Origin of the sequence: Bradyrhizobium sp. 2S1 (assembly GCF_011516625.5) — a bacterium.
GTDB classification, from domain to species: Bacteria; Pseudomonadota; Alphaproteobacteria; order Rhizobiales; family Xanthobacteraceae; genus Bradyrhizobium; species Bradyrhizobium septentrionale.
Map to the genome: position 1 here is coordinate 10,391,273 of NZ_CP147717.1, position 18,603 is coordinate 10,409,875.

At 60.7% G+C, this 18,603-nt stretch carries 18 protein-coding genes and 2 pseudogenes; 7 read left to right on the plus strand and 13 right to left on the minus strand.

The window, feature by feature from the left end:
• Positions 1 to 70: 70 nt before the first annotated feature.
• The 4 genes from HAP54_RS49365 to HAP54_RS49380 all read right to left on the minus strand — a co-directional run bounded on the left by HAP54_RS49365 (position 71) and on the right by HAP54_RS49380 (position 4,708).
• Entirely contained in the window at positions 71 to 1,405 is a 1,335-nt protein-coding gene (locus tag HAP54_RS49365; RefSeq protein ID WP_166294455.1) for an IS1182 family transposase, read from the minus strand.
• A complete protein-coding gene (locus HAP54_RS49370; protein ID WP_166298326.1) occupies positions 1,302 to 1,748 on the minus strand; it encodes a hypothetical protein in 447 nt (148 codons plus the stop codon). Before HAP54_RS49370 ends, HAP54_RS49365 begins: the two co-directional genes overlap by 104 nt.
• A 1,108-nt stretch (positions 1,749 to 2,856) precedes the next feature.
• Positions 2,857 to 4,203 carry an IS5 family transposase gene (locus tag HAP54_RS49375; protein WP_166294772.1) on the minus strand — a complete coding sequence of 449 codons (1,347 nt, stop codon included), beginning with the start codon at positions 4,201 to 4,203 and terminating at the stop codon, positions 2,857 to 2,859.
• A 241-nt stretch (positions 4,204 to 4,444) separates the two neighbouring features.
• On the minus strand, positions 4,445 to 4,708 hold the full coding sequence (locus HAP54_RS49380) for a hypothetical protein (protein ID WP_166298327.1): 264 nt from the start codon (positions 4,706 to 4,708) through the stop codon (positions 4,445 to 4,447).
• 972 nt (positions 4,709 to 5,680) lie between these two features.
• Between HAP54_RS49380 and HAP54_RS49385 the strand changes: the two genes are divergently transcribed.
• Positions 5,681 to 5,968, plus strand: coding sequence for a response regulator (locus HAP54_RS49385; protein WP_166298328.1), 288 nt, complete (start codon positions 5,681 to 5,683; stop codon positions 5,966 to 5,968).
• Between the two features lie 98 nt (positions 5,969 to 6,066).
• Here HAP54_RS49385 and HAP54_RS49390 read toward each other — a convergent pair whose 3' ends face one another.
• Positions 6,067 to 6,270: a DUF6894 family protein gene (locus HAP54_RS49390; RefSeq protein ID WP_312022760.1), complete on the minus strand. Its 204-nt coding sequence runs from the start codon at positions 6,268 to 6,270 to the stop codon at positions 6,067 to 6,069.
• A 252-nt stretch (positions 6,271 to 6,522) separates the two neighbouring features.
• Here HAP54_RS49390 and HAP54_RS49395 point away from each other — a divergent pair, with 252 nt between their 5' ends.
• Entirely contained in the window at positions 6,523 to 6,837 is a 315-nt protein-coding gene (locus HAP54_RS49395) for a hypothetical protein (protein ID WP_224741460.1), read from the plus strand.
• 86 nt (positions 6,838 to 6,923) lie between these two features.
• Here HAP54_RS49395 and HAP54_RS49400 read toward each other — a convergent pair.
• Positions 6,924 to 7,869 (minus strand): annotated as a pseudogene (locus tag HAP54_RS49400) (YihY/virulence factor BrkB family protein); the annotation flags it as partial.
• Positions 7,778 to 8,596 (minus strand): GNAT family N-acetyltransferase, encoded by an 819-nt coding sequence (locus tag HAP54_RS52730; protein ID WP_414646241.1) that lies wholly within the window; start codon positions 8,594 to 8,596, stop codon positions 7,778 to 7,780. The gene HAP54_RS52730 and the pseudogene HAP54_RS49400, both read right to left, overlap by 92 nt.
• A gap of 355 nt (positions 8,597 to 8,951) precedes the next feature.
• Between HAP54_RS52730 and HAP54_RS49410 the strand changes: the two genes are divergently transcribed.
• Positions 8,952 to 9,095 carry a hypothetical protein gene (locus tag HAP54_RS49410; protein ID WP_248114527.1) on the plus strand — a complete coding sequence of 48 codons (144 nt, stop codon included), beginning with the start codon at positions 8,952 to 8,954 and terminating at the stop codon, positions 9,093 to 9,095.
• A 543-nt stretch (positions 9,096 to 9,638) separates the two neighbouring features.
• On the opposite strand, the gene HAP54_RS49415 is transcribed toward HAP54_RS49410, so the two are convergent.
• From HAP54_RS49415 to HAP54_RS49435, 5 genes are all read right to left on the minus strand, one after another.
• Entirely contained in the window at positions 9,639 to 9,842 is a 204-nt protein-coding gene (locus HAP54_RS49415) for a hypothetical protein (protein ID WP_224741459.1), read from the minus strand.
• A gap of 319 nt (positions 9,843 to 10,161) precedes the next feature.
• Entirely contained in the window at positions 10,162 to 10,692 is a 531-nt protein-coding gene (locus HAP54_RS49420; RefSeq protein WP_175619338.1) for a hypothetical protein, read from the minus strand.
• A 193-nt stretch (positions 10,693 to 10,885) separates the two neighbouring features.
• Positions 10,886 to 12,229 (minus strand): IS1380-like element ISBdi2 family transposase, encoded by a 1,344-nt coding sequence (locus tag HAP54_RS49425; protein WP_166204320.1) that lies wholly within the window; start codon positions 12,227 to 12,229, stop codon positions 10,886 to 10,888.
• 623 nt (positions 12,230 to 12,852) lie between these two features.
• Entirely contained in the window at positions 12,853 to 13,089 is a 237-nt protein-coding gene (locus tag HAP54_RS49430) for a DUF6894 family protein (RefSeq protein WP_165128203.1), read from the minus strand.
• 211 nt (positions 13,090 to 13,300) lie between these two features.
• Positions 13,301 to 13,441: a hypothetical protein gene (locus HAP54_RS49435; protein WP_166298331.1), complete on the minus strand. Its 141-nt coding sequence runs from the start codon at positions 13,439 to 13,441 to the stop codon at positions 13,301 to 13,303.
• Between the two features lie 192 nt (positions 13,442 to 13,633).
• On the opposite strand from HAP54_RS49435, the pseudogene istA reads away from it, so the two are divergent.
• From istA to HAP54_RS49455, 4 genes and pseudogenes are all read left to right on the plus strand, one after another.
• Positions 13,634 to 15,124: pseudogene (gene istA / locus HAP54_RS49440) on the plus strand (IS21 family transposase); the annotation flags it as partial.
• 8 nt (positions 15,125 to 15,132) lie between these two features.
• Complete coding sequence (gene istB, locus HAP54_RS49445) at positions 15,133 to 15,996, plus strand: IS21-like element helper ATPase IstB (RefSeq protein WP_166294386.1); 864 nt, start codon at positions 15,133 to 15,135, stop codon at positions 15,994 to 15,996.
• A gap of 140 nt (positions 15,997 to 16,136) precedes the next feature.
• Positions 16,137 to 17,290 (plus strand): IS3 family transposase gene (locus HAP54_RS49450; RefSeq protein ID WP_166295259.1). Its coding sequence is split into 2 segments (ribosomal slippage): positions 16,137 to 16,386 and positions 16,386 to 17,290, totalling 1,155 coding nucleotides; the frame shifts between segments, so codons are not numbered across the junction.
• A gap of 156 nt (positions 17,291 to 17,446) precedes the next feature.
• On the plus strand, positions 17,447 to 18,058 hold the full coding sequence (locus HAP54_RS49455) for a hypothetical protein (protein ID WP_224741458.1): 612 nt from the start codon (positions 17,447 to 17,449) through the stop codon (positions 18,056 to 18,058).
• Between the two features lie 252 nt (positions 18,059 to 18,310).
• Here HAP54_RS49455 and HAP54_RS49460 read toward each other — a convergent pair whose 3' ends face one another.
• A complete protein-coding gene (locus tag HAP54_RS49460) occupies positions 18,311 to 18,532 on the minus strand; it encodes a hypothetical protein (RefSeq protein ID WP_029085002.1) in 222 nt (73 codons plus the stop codon).
• Positions 18,533 to 18,603: the final 71 nt, after the last annotated feature.

The following is an 18,603-nucleotide window of genomic DNA, read 5'->3' on the forward strand; positions in this document are numbered from 1 at the left end:
CGCGATGTGGAAGGCTAGGAGCCCGTCCAGATATGTTTTCGTGACGGGCATTTGTTGTAGAGTAGCAGGCTCAGGCTGCGTTTGCGAGGTTGAACAGCTTGAGGAGGTTATGGACGGTGCAGATCATTGTCCACTCGGCGCGCACTTTCTCGATGCCCCGCAACAGGAACTGGCGGAAGCCTCTTGCCTGTTTGATCTGCCCGAACACCGGCTCCACCACTTGCTTTCGCAATCGGTAGGGTGTTTCGAAGCCGCCATCGTCGATCTTCTTTCGCATGGCCTGTGTCAGCGGGCCGCCGACTTTTCCGTTCGCTACTGTCGGGTGCTTGGCGCGTCCGGGCGCGACATAGCCATCGATGCTGCGTGTGTCGAGCGCTTCGAGATTGGCTTCGCTGCAGTAGCCGGAATCCGCTGAGGCCTGCCGCGGCTTGCGGCCAAGATTGCTCTCGATGGCCTCGATCAGGGGCACCAACTGGCCCTGATCGCTGCCGTGCTGGGTCAGTTCTTGCGCGACAATGATCTGGGCATGTGCATCGACGGCCGCCTGGGCATTATAGGCCTGAACGAAGCCATCCTTCGACTTCATGATGCGGCTTTCCGGATCGGTGAAGTTGCGTTGCGCCTTGGGATTGGGTTCCTCCGATGGCAGCGCCGCCGGTTTGCCCGGCTTCTTGCGGCCTTCGGCCTGGCGCTGCTGTTCCTTTTCGGCCTCGATGCGGCGCTCTTCCTCCGCCGCCAGTTTGGCGTCCGCTTCCAGCGCCGCCATCGCTTGCTGGATCTTCGCCAGCCGTTTCTGCTTGTCGACGGTCCAGTCCGGCAGTTCGTCGCTGTTGCCGAAAGTCTTATCCTCCGAGGCATCCGCCGCCTCGGCGGCCGCCAGCATGCGAGCGACCTCGGCCTTCAATTCCGCCTCGCGCTTCTTCATGCGCTCATAACTCATCGCCTTGTGTTTCGACGCGTTCGCCTTGATCTTCGTACCATCCAGCGCGACATGACCGAGCTTGACCAGCCCGGCCGTCTCGCACAACTTCAGAACCTGCACGAATAGCGCGCCGAGCGCCTTCAAATGTCGCTTGCGAAAGTCGCTGATCGTCCGAAAATCCGGCGCATCCAGCGCCACGATCATCACAAAATCGTTCCGCTCCCGGCAGGCCTTGGCAATCCGACGCGACGAATACAGCCCACTCGCATAGCTATGCAGCAGCAGCGCCACCATCATCCGCGGATCAAACGGCGGCTGCCCAAGCCCGCTCACATAGCTGCCCATGATCTCCCTGAGATCGAGGCTCTCCCGCACCAGATCAACCATAAACCGCGAGACATGGCCTTTCGGCACGAAGTCCTGCACATTCGGCGGCAGAAGCAGCGTCTGATCGATGTTCCAAGGCCGAAAATACTTGCTCATCGCCCAATGTTGAATCAGACCCGACCAGATTTGAACAGCGACTATCCAGACAAGCTCCTAGGAGCGCGGCGTCTTCGCGCAGCTCCACAAACGCGGGTTTGATCCCTACCATCGCCTCGCGCAGCGAGAGTGCGTGCGGCGGCGGTCGCGTCTTGTGAACGGCAAGGCAGAGCGTCGCAAGGATTGCGCCCGCTTGTTCACGCGTGATGGCGCCGGTGCGCGTAGCCTGCGTCAGGGTCGGCCCATCGAACCGCGGCAGCACGATGCCAAGGCGGCCGTCCAGGGTGACTTCGCCGAGCACCTCCGGCGCTGGGCCGCCGGCGGCGAAGACCGCGCGGGTCATTTGCGTCCGTGCTGGACGACCCACTGCGGGATACCTGGCTTGGACAACTTGGCGACCTGACCGGGCGCCCAGGCGTGGACATCAGCGAAGGCGCCTTCGCCGATCTTCTCTCCCAGCGATCCCTGCATACGCAGTGGTCGCCCCGACAGTCAAACGCAAGAAATGAGAACGACCCCGGCATGGGGCGCCGGGCCGGGGTCGCCATTCTGACTCCCGGCGGGGTTGGGGGACCTGACGACCGGGAGCAAACAAACTACGCCCGACATCGCCACGCGTTCCTATGCCCTAGTGCGCGGAGCGACACTGGGGCTGGTAACCTCCACGTGAACGAACACCATTCCGATCGCCTCGAAACGACCGCGAAACAAACCGCGCACACGCTGTCTCCCGCACCAGAACGGGAGCAGCGGCCATGATAAATTCAGTGTGGATGAGCAAAGCTCGTTTCGCGGTAACCGCGGCTTCGTTGGCCTGCGCGACGATATTGCTAGCGATGGCTGCTCCCCATCCCGTCTCGAGTGGAGCGCTCGGCAACGATTGGCAGTGCAGCAAATCCGGGTTCGTCTTAACGACGTGCCGTCAGATCCCGACGTCATAGGCTGGTGGCATAGGCCCTGCAATCCAAGCTGTACTGGGAATTTCAGTGTCCCGGTTCGGGAAGAAAACGCCGCCGGGCGTGTATTTTTGAGACCGGCGGCGTACTTTTTCGGATCAGCCTTGCCCTGGAACTTGCCCATCTTTGTGCAGTTTATGGGTCGGTGCCTCGGAAGGATTTGGCTATGATTCGCCTCCTGTCGATTCTCACCTTTAGCGCGCTCTGCATCCTTCCGGATCGAGCATCCGCTGATCAGGTGAAGCCGCGTGAAAATCTGGCATCCGAGATCAGTTCTCGCCAACGGTGCGCGTGTGGCGCGACCCGCATTATTCATCACAGGCGGTATCGAACCGCGTACTTAATTGGCTATGACGTCCTGCCGTATCGCTACGGCTCGACATTCGTTTGGGAACCGCCGTATCGATATTACAGGCGCTAGCAACCTCGGAGAATAACCCGCCGGGCGTGCACCGGCGGGCGCTCCTAGAATCTTCGGGGCTATATAGTCGTCGGTTAAGAAGCCGATTTGAGTGGTGTGCGGTGGCTGGTGACTGAGAAGAAGGCAGCCAGGAAGAGGTACCAAAGAGCCCTTAGCCAGGCGAGGATGCGGCGGAAGTTGTAACCGACGGCGGAGAGGATGACGTTGGCGGCATCGCCGGCGCGGCCTTTGAGGTAGCAGCGGCCGCGGTGTCCGTCAGCCTTCAAATGGCCGATCACGGGCTCGATAGCGGAGCGGCGCCGCAGCTGGCGCTTGATAGTGCCGAAGACGCCGCGCTTCTGGCCGGAGATGAAGACGCGGCGCGGGTTCTGTGCGTCATGGCCGCGGTATCCCTTGTCGACAAAGGCGCACTGGATCGCGCAGCCGGTGAGTGTCTCGGTTCGGTCGATGACGTCCCGCAGGGTGTGACCGTCGTAAGGGTTATCGGGCAGCGCCTTGGCGTGCAGCACGAACTGGCCGCCGGGAGCAGGCCGGTTGTTGGTGACGATGGAAGCCTTCACGCCGAACTCGTAAGGCGCGCTGGCCTTGCCCTTGCCGATGCACTCCACCTCGGGGGCATGGAAGGAATACAGCTTCCAGCCGCGCTGGCGCTGCTGCTGCGAGCGGATCTGCGTGGCCCGGCTCAACGGGAGTGCGAACGCCTCTTCGAGCGCATCCTGGCCTTCGATCTTGCGGCGGATGTCGCGGATGATCCGGCCCAGGCGGCTGCGCAGGATGCGCAACTGCCGCTGGTGCCGCTTGAACTGTTTGGCATGGGCGTAGCGTCCCGCCATCATCGCGGTGGCCTTGGCGATCCGAGAATAGGATTGCCGCAGCCGCACTCCGTGCTTCCTCGCTAGGCGGTTGAGCCCCTGGATCGCCGCATGCAGCAGCTTGGCATCGGTCGGAAAGGTGATGGCCTTCGGCTGCACCGTGGTGTCGACCGTGACCCGCTCAAGGTCCTTGCCGCGTAACGCGCCGACGTCGTGCGCCACCCGCAGGCTCTCGGCCAATAGCAGTTCCAGTCTGTCGCCGAGCCGCTTGCGCCAATGGCTCAGGTCCGAGCGCTCGTGCGGGAATGCGTGCTGGAAGAACTCTTCGCCAGTGAAGTACTGGAAATACGGGTCGTGGACCCAGCGTTCGCATCCCCCCTCATCGGACAGCCCGTAAATGTGCTTGAGCAACAACAGCCCGATCACGAAGCGGGTCTCAATCCCCGGCCGGCCGTTCTCGCTGTAGAGCGGCGCGATCTCGCCGTCGATCCAGTCCCAATCGATCTTGCCGGTGAGCCGGACCAGCTCGTGCTTCAGATTGATGATCTGGTCGAGCCGCGCCCGGAAAAAATCGTTCGCTCCCGTCGTTTTGTGCTTCTTCGGCCGCATCGTGCCCTCCGATGCGGACAGGGAATCATGCTTCGCCCGTCGAGGGAATCTCGAAAACGAAATTGCAAGCTTCCGATGCACAAAACACCAAAACCTTGCAATCTCAGAACGTCATTCCAGCCAAATTACGATTCCAGATCAGTCGCCTGGAAGCTTCTTAACGGGCGACTATATACTATTGAGCGCGGCGACGGCGGTCTTGAGAGCTGCCATATGCCACTCGACCTCCGGGCAAATCCCGTCATCGATAACATATTGGATCAACGCCGCAGCGCCGGCTGCGGTTGTCGGCTTTCATTCGGGAAAGGCGTCCCGCACATTCGTCCTCGGCCTCTGTTACCCGGTCCAGTTCCTCGCGCTTCACTGCCAGCCCCGCGCGCTCATCCCACGCTTCCCCTGCGGCCCAAGTTGCTCGCACGCGGGCCTTGGCGTCGAGATATTCCCGTTCGATGATTGCCGGATCGATCTCTGCATTGCGCAGAAGCTGTTCGCGTCGATCTCGCACTCGCCGATATAATAATTACGCCAATTGGTGAGCGGGACAGGGCGCCGGCCGTGTTCCTTCCCGGCTTCATATTCGGCGCCATCCAGATCATCGTATAAGTCGCAGCGAAGCGTCTGAAGCCTCCTGTGCTCTTCAAGCATTGCGAAGATTGGATCGGCAACGCCGGCTAGGACGCCTGCGGCTTTGACCGATCCGGTGAGCGTTGAGGCGGCTATTGCACCGGCCAACATGCGTAGACCTACCCGTCGCGATCTTCCCGATTGGGATTGGCGCGATATCTCGGCGCACCTGAAGTGCACCGCCTGCGGCAGAGTCGGTTGGGTCGATACCCGGTTGGATTGGGGAGAGGTGATTAACTTCGCCAAGGGCGTCTCCGGTTGAGTTGCCCGCCGCGCTACAGCACGCTGAACACGAAACCCATGAGCAGCAGTGCGAATAGAACAGCCGCTCCTGCCGCTACCTCCACCGCATCACCTGTCATTCGAGGCTTTGCAGGTTGCGTCATGGCTAGACCCTCCGACGGACGGCGATCAATAAGCACCGACCGAAAAAGAAGCGGCCCCAGCGAGGGGGCTGGGGCCTAAGCTGGTCACCGGGAACCGCTGGTTTTCGAGGTCAGCGGACCTTGCTTGGGCTGAAACAATAGGAAATGAAAATTACCTGCCCAGTACCCGGATCATCTAAGCGGCCTGAGGTTCCGGAAATAACGCATGTGAATCGGATGATGCAAAATTGCAACTTTTTCTCGCGCATTTGCGGAATGGGGTCGCTTTCGGCTTGTTCCTGATTCAAATCACGGTTACGGCCGACCAATCTCGACTGACGCGGGACTGGCCATGTGGCCCCAGCAATCGCCCCCTGGGCCTCCAAGGGTTGCTGGGGCCGCTCACAAGGCTGAATCTTTCCCGACACAAACCAGGCATTCCAGTGACAAGACCAACCTATTCTGTCTTCGTCGTCGAAGACGAGGCGATGATCAGGATGCTGGTCGTGGAAATGCTAGAGGAACTCGGTCATACCGTCGCAGCCGCAAGCAGTAGTGAGTTCGACCTTGCTGTCCTAGACATAAACCTCGCGAGCAGATCAAGTTTACCGGTCGCCGAGGTCATCAAGGCACGCAAGCTCCCCTTCATCTTCTCAACCGGTTACGGCGCGAGCGGCATCCCGCCCGATTTTGCCGACGTTCCTGCTATCCAGAAACCTTTCACCATTGAAGCGCTGGGTCGAATGATCAACGAACTCATGAGAATAGAACGCTAGCCGGTGCCTCATCTTTTGCCGGCACGCCTACCGATTCTGGTGATGCCTCATTGCCGCGACGTTACTTCCTCAATGCTTCGTGCTGACGTTTCGGTAGACTATCGAGACGCAGAAAAGCCGATCAGTCGCCGAGCGTACTTCCACTGCGATATCGGGCCGTTCGCCTGAAGCGGAATCCCTGGCATCCCGGCGAGCGTCTGCGCCGCCTCGACTTCGGCGGCTTTTTGACTTAGCAGGCTCAAGCCTTCCTCGTCTGCGAACAGATCGCGGCCGCTTTGGATGTCGAAGAAATAGCGTTCCATGATGCGCTCCTCTTCCTTGGCAGGCGGGAGCGCGGGAACGTCTCTCAACCACCGGCGCCTACGGGCTGACCTTCGGCCGGTGACGAAGGTATAATAGCTCGCACTGCTGAAGGTTTCTAGCGGGGTGCGGTCGCTTGGTCGCACTGACGCCCTACGGCGCGGCCGACGCTGTGCACATCGTTCCGAATTGGCATGACAGGGTCGGCCATGCGATGCCATTCAGTGTGGGATAGAAATCGTGATTCCCCGCCGATGAAACTCACCGCAGATCGCCCCTACGCCAATCCGGAGAAGGCCGCTCGCAGGATCATGGAGCATGCGCGAGCATTTGAGCCGATCCAGGATGGCCGGATCTATATCGAGAAGATCAACTATCCCTTCATCGACAAGGACGGCGCATCGCCGGCCGAATACAGCGCCGGCCTCAAATACGCCATCGAGCATGGCTGGCTGGAGAAGCACGAGAGCGGGACCTACGTGAAGATCCTGCACGCGGGGAACTCGACTTGCTCGCGTGAGATGCCCCAACGGAGGCGGCCTTCGTCTTCCGTCAAATTTGATCGTTAAGCTACCCCAGCAACCATAGGGGCCTGTGCATTGAGGGAGGCTGGACGGCACTGAAGACCGACTGCGGCGACGGTTCGCGGGAATTTTTAGGACCGAGCTGGTCCCACGGTGTCTGCCATCTTGACGGCTCTGACGCCGAGTGGCTTGGGCCTTCCGGGCGTGCTGTCGCGAACAGTCTGATGCTCTATCTCGGCGTTGAGCTCTGCGCCAAGCAATATCGTGATCGCCGAAATCCAGAGCCAAGTCATGAAGCCGATGACCGCTCCCAAGGAGCCGTAGGTGGCGTTAAAGGTCCCGAAATTGGCGGCGTAGAAAGAGAAGAGGACCGAGGCAACAAGCCACAGGACGGCGGCTGCGGCGCTGCCCCCGGTGATCCAGGACCAGCGGGGCGCCTGCCGACTTGGGCCGAAGCGGTAGATGCAGGCGAGGGCGAGTGCCAGCGCCACGAACAGAGCCGGCCAGCGACCAATCCGGATCAGAAGGTCGGCGGTGTTCGACAGACCTGCGTACTGCAACACCACCGGGATCACGACGACCCCGCCGAGCGCCGCAAGGACGAAGGCAATCCCTCCGACTGTGAATCCTAGCGACATCGCGTTCAGCTTAAAGAAGCCGCGTGTTTCCTGCTCGCCGTAGACGATGTTCAGGGTATCGAACAGCGACTTCATCGCGGCATTCGCGCTCCAGAGCGAGATCGCGAGCCCGATCGCGAAAGTGAAGCCGAGGGTGCGGTCGCCTTTCGTGGCGACGCGTGTCAATTGCTCGCGCGCGACGTCGACGGCCCGCCCGGGATGATACCGGCGACTTCGTCGAGGTGCTTGGCGATGCTGGCGGGATCGGCAAACAGGCCGTAGATGGCGACGAGGGCGGCAATCGCGGGAAAGATCGCGAGCAGGTGCTGTAGTAGGTTATGCCGGCCGCGAGCGCGAGAATGCGGTGCTCACCGATGTTGCTGTAGACGCGCCAGAGGATGTCCTTCCATCCTCGTGCCGGGATTTGGGCGGGGGAGCTGGCGTGCCGTTCGCGATCTTTGCATCGACCTGGCGCGCTCGACCAGCCACTCGATTGAACCATCGGTCGCATCCGGACGCAGCAAATCCTCACCCGGGAAACCTGCAATCAGTGATGCAAGTCCGGCACCGGACATGGGTGTGACCTGCAGATCCGACACACCGAACCTGTATGGACTTCGCGGGACGTGGCGAAGCATGGCATCCATGGCGTCGGCAGGCAGCAGACACACCGGGCGCAGAACCTTTGGCATCCGGTCTGTGACAAGTGAAGCAAGGCGACGCACCGGTCGCAGCGGCAATATCCAACGAACGCTCTGCGCCATGCTGACCGTCATCCCCAGGCGTTCATGCAACGGCCGGTTGCGCTCGCCGACTTCGTCCACGAACGCGAAGTCCCGCGGCAACTCCAGATAAGCCCGAAACAGTGCGCCGCCCACTCCGCGCCCGCGGTGCGCGGGATGAACGACGAAGTTGGAATGCAGCGTTCCGGTGTAGGTTTGCCCGAGAAGCGTAAATCGACGTCCCGCAACGCCGATGAAGCCGACGACACTTCCTTCGTGCTCGTATACCAGTGGATCGTAACCCGGTCCTGATTGTTCAGGAAGACCGTCTCGAGCTGGCGATACCGCTGCCGCAGCTGCGGCGTCATTGGTCGCGACGGGAAGAACACCCTGTTTTGCAGCTCGGCCACCTGGTCGATGTCCGAACCGGTGAGTGATCTCACGCCGCTCATTGAATTCCTCGATGGACCGATGTCGACGTCATGAGATCCGCAAACTGTTTCCGGACTCCAATGGTCTTTGAATCCCCTGAAACCCGGGGTCGAATTCCGAAGCTGATTCTGGACGAAGCCGAAGAGAACCATTTCCTTCAGCTTTGCCGGCGGCCAGGCGCGTAGGAATTGCTACAGGCGAGGTGCCGGACCGACCGAAGGGTACCGGAGGGACGCACTGAGGCTCAACCCAACCATAGTGCAACCAAAGACGCCTCTTCCCATTGAGAAGATCACCTGCTGCAGACAGGTCCCCGCATTTGTCATTGACGATCTGCCTTTGCTGGAGCCGGACCACCTCAGCCCAAATCCGCAAGCAGTTTAATACCGTGATCACTCCGACGTCGAAGCTCACCAAGCCGGTCAAGAAGCCCAAGGCAACCTGGGTTGAGCCGAAGTTCTATGCCGACGTCGAGTACCGAGACATCACTTCGGAGGGTCTACTGCGGGCAAGCTCATTTAAGAGACTATAACGGGAACGGGCCGGAAAAATTGAGACCCGATGAACGCGATGAACCCATTGCCCTTACCGAGGAGAGCGTGATGCCTAAAGAAAATGACGCGGAGGGCGTCCAAGATCAGGGCGGAAAGCACGGCGGTCAGGCCGGTATGCCGAAGTCTACGCCACGCCCGCGCACAACCGAGAGGGATAGGGATGTGGTGCCAAAAGGGCAGAGCGGTCCTGAGGAGCGTCAAGATTAAAAGAACCATCACGCGTACCGACCGCGATTCGATCGCCTCGAACATCGTCCTGCTCAGCGTGATAGGCGTTCAAGTGCGCCGGCATTTGAGCTGTTCGCCGATCGTTCCGCGACGGCTGCCGGGGAGGCTCGCGCTTAAGGCCCAGTAGCCAATGTCGAATTTGAGCCGGCTAAGTTTTAACCCACCGGGGCGCCGCTTTTTTGCCGCGCCTCGTTCGCTGTGCCCAACTCTGTTCATAGACCTTAGTAGGTAACACAGCTGTCATCTGTTCGCGGTCCGTTTCAGATTTTGCTGCGGACCGGTACCCAATATGACTATACCGCCTTCATGGCGTCGGTCAGGTCGCCAGTCAAAATCTGCATCAGCTGTTGGGCCTGGTCCTTGGTTAGCTTCTCGGCGAATGGGCCATTTTTCTTTGGCTGCGCTGGCCCCTTGAGTTCCCGATCATAAACCATCCAGTCGTCACCGCTTCCTCTCCGAACGAGGAACCTGTTTTGTTGGAGCGCTGTGTAATGCAACGATACCTCCCAAAATGAGCGGTTACCGGTCTCAAAAATACACACCTGATGACCGTTTGTTCCCGAACCGGGACATTGAAATTCCCAGCAGCTAATCATCAGCACAATTCATGCCGCGCCCCCTTAATTCGGGTGGCGCTTGGTCGGCATGGCGCACAATTTCTTAAGCTGGAGAGCTAATATATTGCCGAAATGTGCGTGCTTGAGGACGTCTACCAGTCGGCGCTTCGCGGTAGGCCGCCTCAGGGACACGTACACTATTTATCAGAGAGGCACAGCGGCGGTGTCGTTTGTCGCCCTGATCGCCAGCGTGGCGTGGCTAATGCTCGGATGAGAGGACTTTCGGCTTCGCCAAACGGCGTGTACCGCTCTGAGGCCGGTTTTTTAATTGATCACGATTTTGTTTTGGCAGATCAAATTTCAACTTCGGAGTGGAGGTTGTGTCATGGGCAGTGACAGTCTCCTTGGAAGCATCTGCATCGTATTGTTGGGGCTGAGCCCACTCGTTGTCATCGGCATCGCAATGTATGGGCAGTAAATCGGCATTGGCCCACATGCACCAACGGGCCGGTAGAAGGCCCCAGCAGGTTGGTTGCTTGGAACCAGAAGGGTTTGCAACTCGTCTGTATTCGTAGGATAGCACGCAAGCCGCAACACGACGATGTACAAAGATGCGATCATGGACGAGCTGAGGCAGATTGAGCTCGATGTTGTCGACGGTGAAAGGCGGCTCGCTGAGCTTGAGGCGCTCCTGATTGAATTGAAGCAGCTGAATGAAGACACGACCAAGGTTCAAGCCGAGTTTGAAGTGACGCGTAAAAATCAGCTCGACCGCGAGCAGAGCCGCCAACGCCTACTTTCGCTCCTACATCCCTAACCCGTCCTATTCGTGAGAGTGCTTTTTTTAGTCCGATTGATGTGGCCGCACATCTGCTCTGACGAGGCGCGCGGGATTGCCTTCGGCTTTTCACCGCCTGACGACCCGTACTTTGCAACGCGCTTGAGGGATGGGTTGGGCGAACGGGGGGCGGACGCCCCGCCGGTCAAGGACCGAGCGGCAGCAGCGCGCCTGGCAAGCCGCGGATCAGGTCGGCTTCGGGACATGCCGCGGCAAACGCAAGGCGAATGCGGCTCGTGGTCTCGACGACACGGGCAGCGAGTTTCAAGAGACGAAGACGCAGCGTCGCGAACTCGGCTGTGGCCAATTCCCGGGCTTTGGGAATCGCGTCGCGCACGGTCAGCATCAGCCAATAAGCGGCGGTGTGGAGAACGAGGCGGACTTGATTGGCGAGCGCCGAACGGCAGCTGGTGCGATCGGAGGCGAGCTGTGTCTTATGCAGCTTGATCAGATTCTCGGCTTGGCCGCGCGCGCAATACAGGCTGTCGTAGATCCACTCGGCCGAGCCGACATCGAGGCTGGTGACGACGAAACGGATGTCGAGGCCGAGCATCGTCGCCTCAATACGGGCGACGGTACGCCGTTCGCGATCCCAGGACTTGGCCTTGTGGCGCGTCTCGGTATAGCCACGCAGAACCGGCAGGTTCTCGATGGCGCGTCGCGTGCGGATGTCGTCGGCGGCCTCGTCGAGTTTTCTGGCGAGCGGCTTGGTGCCGGACAGACCGAAGATGTAGTCGATGCCGTTGGTCTCGCACCACGCCATTGCCTCCGGCCGGGCATAGTGCCCGTCGCCACGGAACGTAATTCGCGTGTTGTGCCACCGCGTCCGGATATGCCGTATCAGGCGGCGCAGATGGGCACGCACCTCGACGCCGCCCGGCGTCTTGCCGGGCCGCAACACGACCGCCACGGGCCGGCTCTTCTCCGTGTCGTAGACGTGGATCGGCAGGAAGCAGCGTTCGTCATAATGAGCGTTGAACAGCGAGAGCTGCTGATGGCCGTGGACGACATCGCAGGTATCATCGATGTCGAGCGTGACGGATGCCGGCTCGCGCGGGTAGCTATCCATCCATGCGTCGACCAAAGTGTAGGTCAGTCGGATCACGTCGCGCAGGCGCGGAGCATTCTCCAGCCGCGACAGCGTCGGTTGGGAACACAGATCGCGACCCGTGTCCGGCAGCCGTCCGCAGGCCAGCTTGAATGCGGGATCGGACCGCAGATGATCGAGGTCGTCGGCGTCCTCGTAGCCGCAGCAGATCGCGAACATGCGCGCGCGGAACATATCGACAAGGCTGTGCACGACCCGCGTCGGATCGCGCCGATCCGGGAACACCCGGGCCAAATTGTCGGCCAAGCCGAGACGCCGCTCGGCCATCGCCAGAAGCATCACGCCCCCGTTCGAGGTCAGCCGACCGCCATCGAAGGCAGCTGTGACTTTCTTGGCGTGAACGGCTGGAAACGAGAAGGGCAGAATCGTATCATCGGTCATGGCGGGCCTGGCGTTCGCGGTTGAGGTGATGGGGTTGGCTTTGCAACCGAATCCTACGCCGCATCAGCGCTTTACACCACGCTCGCCAGCCTCTCAGGCGCACTCTGACGAATAAGACGGGCTAAGGGCTGATAACGATCAGAGGCGCTGGTTCCCGGAATCTCACAGGTGAATCGTAAAAATTTGCCACTCTTTCCCGAACTCACCCGGTAGGTAAGGAACGATTGGACCGATAGAACGTCTTATCCGAAGCTTCCAGCCAGCCAATGCGCCCCGACTGCTGGAAGAAAACCCGTATCACTCGGGTGCCGTTTCATTGGCCAGTACCCGGATCTTGCGCGCTTACTGCAGCGTCTTTTCTATCTCGAAGGTGAACTTGACCTGCATCGCGGGGCCATTCTCATCTCTCACCTCTATCGCCATTTGGTGCTTGTGTTTGGGCGGAGATTGATACACGGCGTCACGGACCATATCCGCGGGGGGCCAACTCCCCTCCGTCGGGCAATTCGAAATAATAGCGCGTCATCTTCGCCTTCCCGCGTTTCTTATCAAAGCAGGCGGCCAGAATGCGTTCCTACTCGACGGTTTACTGTTAGGAGCCGGGATCGTCTCTATCGCGATCCTCAATGCTTCGTACTGACATTTCGGTAGACTATCGAGACGCAGAAAAGTCGCTCGGTCGCCGAGCGTACTTCCACTGCCATATCGGGCCGTTCGCCTGAAAAAGCGGAATCCCTGGCCATCCCGGCGAGCGTCTGCGTCGCCTCGACTTCGGCGGCTTTTTGACTTGGCAGGTTTAAGCCTTCCTCGTCTGCGAACAGATCGCGGCCGCTTTGGATGTCGAAGAAATAGCGTTCCATGAAGCGCTCCTCTTCCTTTGCAGGCGCGGGAACGTCTCTCAGCCACCGGCGCCTACGGGCTGAGCCTCGGCCGGTGATCAAGGTATCACCGCCTCCTCTGGACGGTTCGTGCTCTTCGTAGAGATCCCGACAGCGGCGCGCCTCTCGAAGACCGGTGTGCGTTCTGTTCGGCGCACTTCGGTTGGTCTGCCGCTGTCGCGCTCGCGCGATGTCACGGCTGCGGCGGAAACGCGACGCGCATGCCCGCGAAGTCGACCGTTCCCGATGACGCCAAGGGCGAGTTTTGCGCGAGGCTCTTGTCGTCGTCGGTCCGGCTGCGCAGCGAGTTTCGCCGTACCTTGCCCGACGACATGGAGGCTTGGCCGGAAGCCGACTTGCTGGAGATGGCCGACGCCCTCGACGATCTCCCCCCATCAAGCGCGAGCCAATCTGTCATTCGGCCTGCAATATTGACCCCCTAAGCCGGGGGATCGGCGTCCAAAATTGACCCCCTACAGATTGATCTGTTGCGCTGCCTGCTTTGGAACGAAGCAGGTGGTGGGGGATGCTGATCGTGGAGACAATTGCCCGGATCCGGCGCGAGCACTTCATCAAGGGCAAGACGATCAAGGAGATCGCCCGTGACCTGAAGGTGTCGCGGAACACGGTCCGGAAGGTGCTGAGGTCGGGAGAGACCTCCTTCGAGTACGAGCGGCAGGTGCAGCCGCGGCCAAAGCTGGGACGATGGGCAGTAGAGCTTGACGGATTGCTGGCGGCGAACGCGGCCAAATCGGCTCGTGAACAGCTGACGTTGATCCGGATCTTCGAAGAGCTGCGCGGCCGCGGCTACGACGGCGGTTACGATGCCGTGCGGCGTTACGCCAGGCGGTGGAGCAAAGAACGCGGGCAATCGACCGCGGCGGCTTATGTCCCGCTGAGCTTTGCCCCAGGCGAAGCCTACCAGTTCGACTGGAGCCACGAGGTGGTCTTGCTGAGCGGGACCACGGTGATGGTGAAGGCCGCCCATGTCCGGCTCTGTCACAGCCGCATGCTGTTCGTGCGGGCCTATCCGCGGGAGACGCAGGAGATGGTGTTCGACGCCCACGACCGGGCGTTCGCTCTGTTCAAAGGCACCTGCACCCGCGGCATCTACGACAACATGAAGACCGCCGTAGAGACGATCTTCGTCGGTAAAGGGCGTCTCTACAATCGCCGCTTCCTGCAGATGTGCAGCCACTATCTGGTCGATCCGGTCGCCTGCACGCCGGCGTCGGGCTGGGAGAAGGGGCAGGTCGAGAACCAGGTCGGGCTGGTCCGGGAGCGCTTCTTCACGCCGCGGCTGCGGTTCAAAAACCTCGACGAGTTAAACGCCTGGCTGCTCGACAAATGCATCGCCTACGCCAAGGCTCATCGCCACCCGGAGCTGGTCGATCAGACGATCTGGGAAGTGTTCGAAGCCGAGCGTCCCAAGCTCGTTCCCTATGCCGGCCGCTTCGACGGCTTCCATGCGGTGACGGCATCGGTCTCGAAGACCTGCCTGGTGCGCTTCGACAACAACAAGTACTCGGTCGCAGCCAGCGCAGTCGGACGGCCGGTCGAAGTCCAGGCTTATGCCGACCGCATCGTGATCCGTCAGGATGGACGCATCGTTGCCGAGCACCCGCGATCCTTTGGCCGCGGCGAGACGACCTATGATCCCTGGCACTATGTGCCGGTGCTGGCTCGCAAACCCGGTGCCTTGCGCAACGGCGCTCCCTTCAAAGACTGGGTGCTGCCGGCCGCGATCGAGCGGATCCGGCGCAAGCTTGCCAGCACCGACGATGGCAATCGGCAGATGGTCGACATCCTCACCGCGGTGCTGACTGACGGTCTGTCCGCGGTGGAAGCGGCCTGTGCCGAAGCGCTCGGTCATGGCGTCCATTCCGCCGATGTCGTGCTCAACATCCTGGCCCGTCAACGTGAACCCGCCCCACCGGCCAACATCATGACGCCGGCCGCACTGACGCTCCGTCATGCACCGATCGCCGATTGTGCCCGCTACGACAACCTCCGGAGGACCATCTGATGGAACGAACCCAAATCTTCGACCTCATGGGCGAGCTCAAGCTCTACGGCATGAAGGCTGCCTTCGACGAGATCATGGCAACTGCCGTCAAGCGCCAGCACGAACCTCAGCGCATTGTCGGCGACCTGCTTAACGCCGAGATCAACGAGAAGCAGGCCCGCTCGATCAAATACCAGCTGACCATTGCCAAGCTGCCGCTTGCCAAGGACATCGCCGACTTCCAGTTCGACGGCACGCCGATCAATCAGACTCTCGTCAATGATCTCGCCAGCGGCGGCTTCATCGCCCAGCAACGCAATGTCGTGCTGGTTGGCGGCACCGGCACAGGCAAGACCCACCTGGCCATTGCCATCGCCAGAAGCTGCATCCGATCCGGTGCCCGCGGCCGCTTCTTCAACGTAGTCGACCTCGTCAATCGCCTCGAGACCGAGACCCGCAACGGACGGCAAGGACGGCTCGCCGAGCATCTGACCCGGATGGACTTCATCGTGCTGGATGAACTCGGCTATTTGCCCTTCGCCCAGTCCGGTGGCCAGCTCCTCTTCCACCTCGTCAGCCGGCTCTATGAGCGCGCCTCCGTCATCGTGACGACCAATCTCGCCTTCGGCGAATGGCCGAGCGTGTTCGGCGACGCCAAAATGACCACAGCGCTGCTCGACCGATTGACCCATCACTGCGACATTGTCGAGACCGGCAACGATAGCTGGCGGTTCAAGAGCCGAGACGACGATCACGCCACCCGCGCTCGTCTCGCCTCCGCTATCCCGGCCAGCTCCGACGAGACGAGCGCTACCAGCAAAGCCCGCCGCACGAAGGGGTCAAAATTGGACGCCGATGAGGGGTCAAATTTGCAGGCCGATTGACAAGCCAATCGGACGCCATGAATGCCCTTTACCTAGGACAACCTGCGATGGTCACGCTCCTCGCGGGCCGTCTATCCGAGTGAGCTGCTGCCGGTTTGATGGACACCGAGATTAGGTGTTTCATGAAGCCGGAGGTGGCGATGAAAAGACGGAAGTTCAGCCGCGAGTTCAAGGTCGAGGCGGTCAAGCTGGTGCGGGAACGTGGGGTGTCGGTGGCGCAAGCTGGCCGTGACCTGGATGTTCATGAGAATGTTCTCCGCAAATGGGTGAAGGAGTTGGGCTCCGACCCGGCGCAAGCCTTTCCCGGCCACGGGCAGATGAAGCCGGAGCAGCAGGAGATCGAGCGGCTGCGCCGTGAGGTCGCCAAGCTGAAGGCCGAGCGGGATATCCTAAAAAAGGCCGCAGCCTACTTCGCGAAGGAAGCGACATGAAGTTCGCCTTCGTCGCGAAGCACCGGACGATCTGGCCGGTGGCATGGCTATGCGATGCGCTGGGAGTGTCGCGGTCGGGCTTCCATGCCTGGCTGAACCGCTCTCCCAGCGCCAGATCCCGCAGCGACGAGGAGCTCGGCGGCAAGGTCAAGGCCAGCTTCGCCGCCAGCGACCGCACCTATGGCGCACGCCGGGTGTGGCGTGACCTGCTCGCCGACGGGGCGGATTGCGGCCTGCACCGGATTGAGCGGCTGATGCGCCTGCAAGGCTTGCGGGCGCGGCCGCGACGTCGGCGCTTACCGAAGGACAGCGGCGATCGACAGCTCGAGACCGTACCGGCGAACCTCCTTGACCGGCAGTTCGCCGCCGAGCGGCCGAACCAGAAGTGGATCGCCGACTTCACCTATCTCTGGACGGCCGAAGGCTGGCTCTATGTCGCAGCGGTGATCGACCTGTTCTCACGCCGCGTGGTGGGCTGGTCGATGAGTGCCTCCATGACGGCACAGCTCGTGACGGACGCATTGTTGATGGCCGTCTGGCGGCGCGGCAAGCCGGATGCGCTGTTGCATCACTCCGACCAGGGCAGCCAGTACACCAGCGAGCAGTTCCAGCGCCTGATGGCCGACCACGGCATCGTTTGCAGCATGAGCCGCTCCGGCAACGTCTGGGACAACGCGGCGATGGAGAGCTTCTTCTCCTCGCTCAAGACCGAGCGTACGGCCAACAAGATTTATCAAACCAGAGATGAGGCACGCGCCGATGTGTTCGACTACATCGAACGATTTTACAACACGACCCGCAGGCACTCGACCATCGGCTATCTCAGCCCGGTTGAGTTCGAGCGCAAGGTGGGATTAGCTTAAGCGGGTGTCCATCAAACCGGCAGCAGCTCAAGCAGGCTAAGCCGGGACAGGCGATTTATTGTTCCGGCTGCGCGAACTCGCCAGCTGACGAGGTTTTTGATCTGCGGCACGATCAAGGCTATTTCGCCGGGAAGCATGTGAATGAAGTGCTAGCCGGTGGCCATGCCCGGCATTCCGGTGCGAGCGATGAGGGAGAATGGTCAGCCGGATATACCGTTCGCGTCGCATACCGAGCTTAAGAACAGTTTGATGAGCCACCAGAGATACCGGAACTACACCTATCTGATGGAGGCGGAGATCGCAACGTTGCAGGATCTCGGCTACATCATCGATCAGCGCAATTTCTTCAGTTACTCCATCTACGGCAACGGCCAGACTCTGGTGAATGATGACCCCTTCTTCGCCCGTAACGCTGACGGCACCGCCTATCTCGCGAATACCTACAACACGGCCACGCTCGGACTAGGATTGCACGTTTATGGCAGTAGCAACACCGTGGTTCAGCGCGCCGACCTGCTTTCAGGCGGAGCCCGGGGCGCTGGCATCCGTGTCAATGGCGGAAACAATTCGATAACAATCCTGCCCGGGACCCGTGTCTATGCGGACGGCGCCTATGCGCGCGGCGTCATGTTCGCCTATGGCAAGGATCACACATTCACCCAGCGTGGCAACGTGCAGGCTCTCGGCGAGGCAAGTTTCGACTTTGGCAACAACCCGCTGGCATGGTGCGGCGCTGTCAGGGGACATTTCAGGAGCAGAGCCAAATAATCAGGAACGCCATCGGGAGGCCGGCACCCAACGCGCCGCCGATCGTCAACGCAAACGCCGAAATCAAATTTGCATCGGCCTGAGGCTCACGCCCAGACACGCCGTTACTCCACGAGACCCCACGGGCATCGCGTTCAGCGCTGGCAGGTGAGCGAACCAGTGCTTTGGCAGCATCAACACGCGACGCTTTCTCAGCTCGCCACTGGTAGTCGTCAGCTAGGGCTTTAAGCTGACCCGCAATCGCTCGGTCGGTCATGGTTTGGGCAGCGCGGAGCAAAGTCTATGCGGTTTGTAAGTATTCCTTGCCTCGTTGTAAGCTGAAGCTCCCGCCCACGCTAGGTATTCCGCGCCCGCATCTGTCAGATAAACTTGGCCATCCAAGCCAATCACCGCATAGCCTACCGCCAGCGCGCTCCACATCGTCCCCCAGGACAAGGAGATCATCTCGAACAGCAATCCGGTGAAAATGGTCATGCGACGCGGCTCTCCTTGTGTCTGGAACATCACAGAGCCCTCGCGCGGTTCTCAGGCGCCTGGTCTAAGGC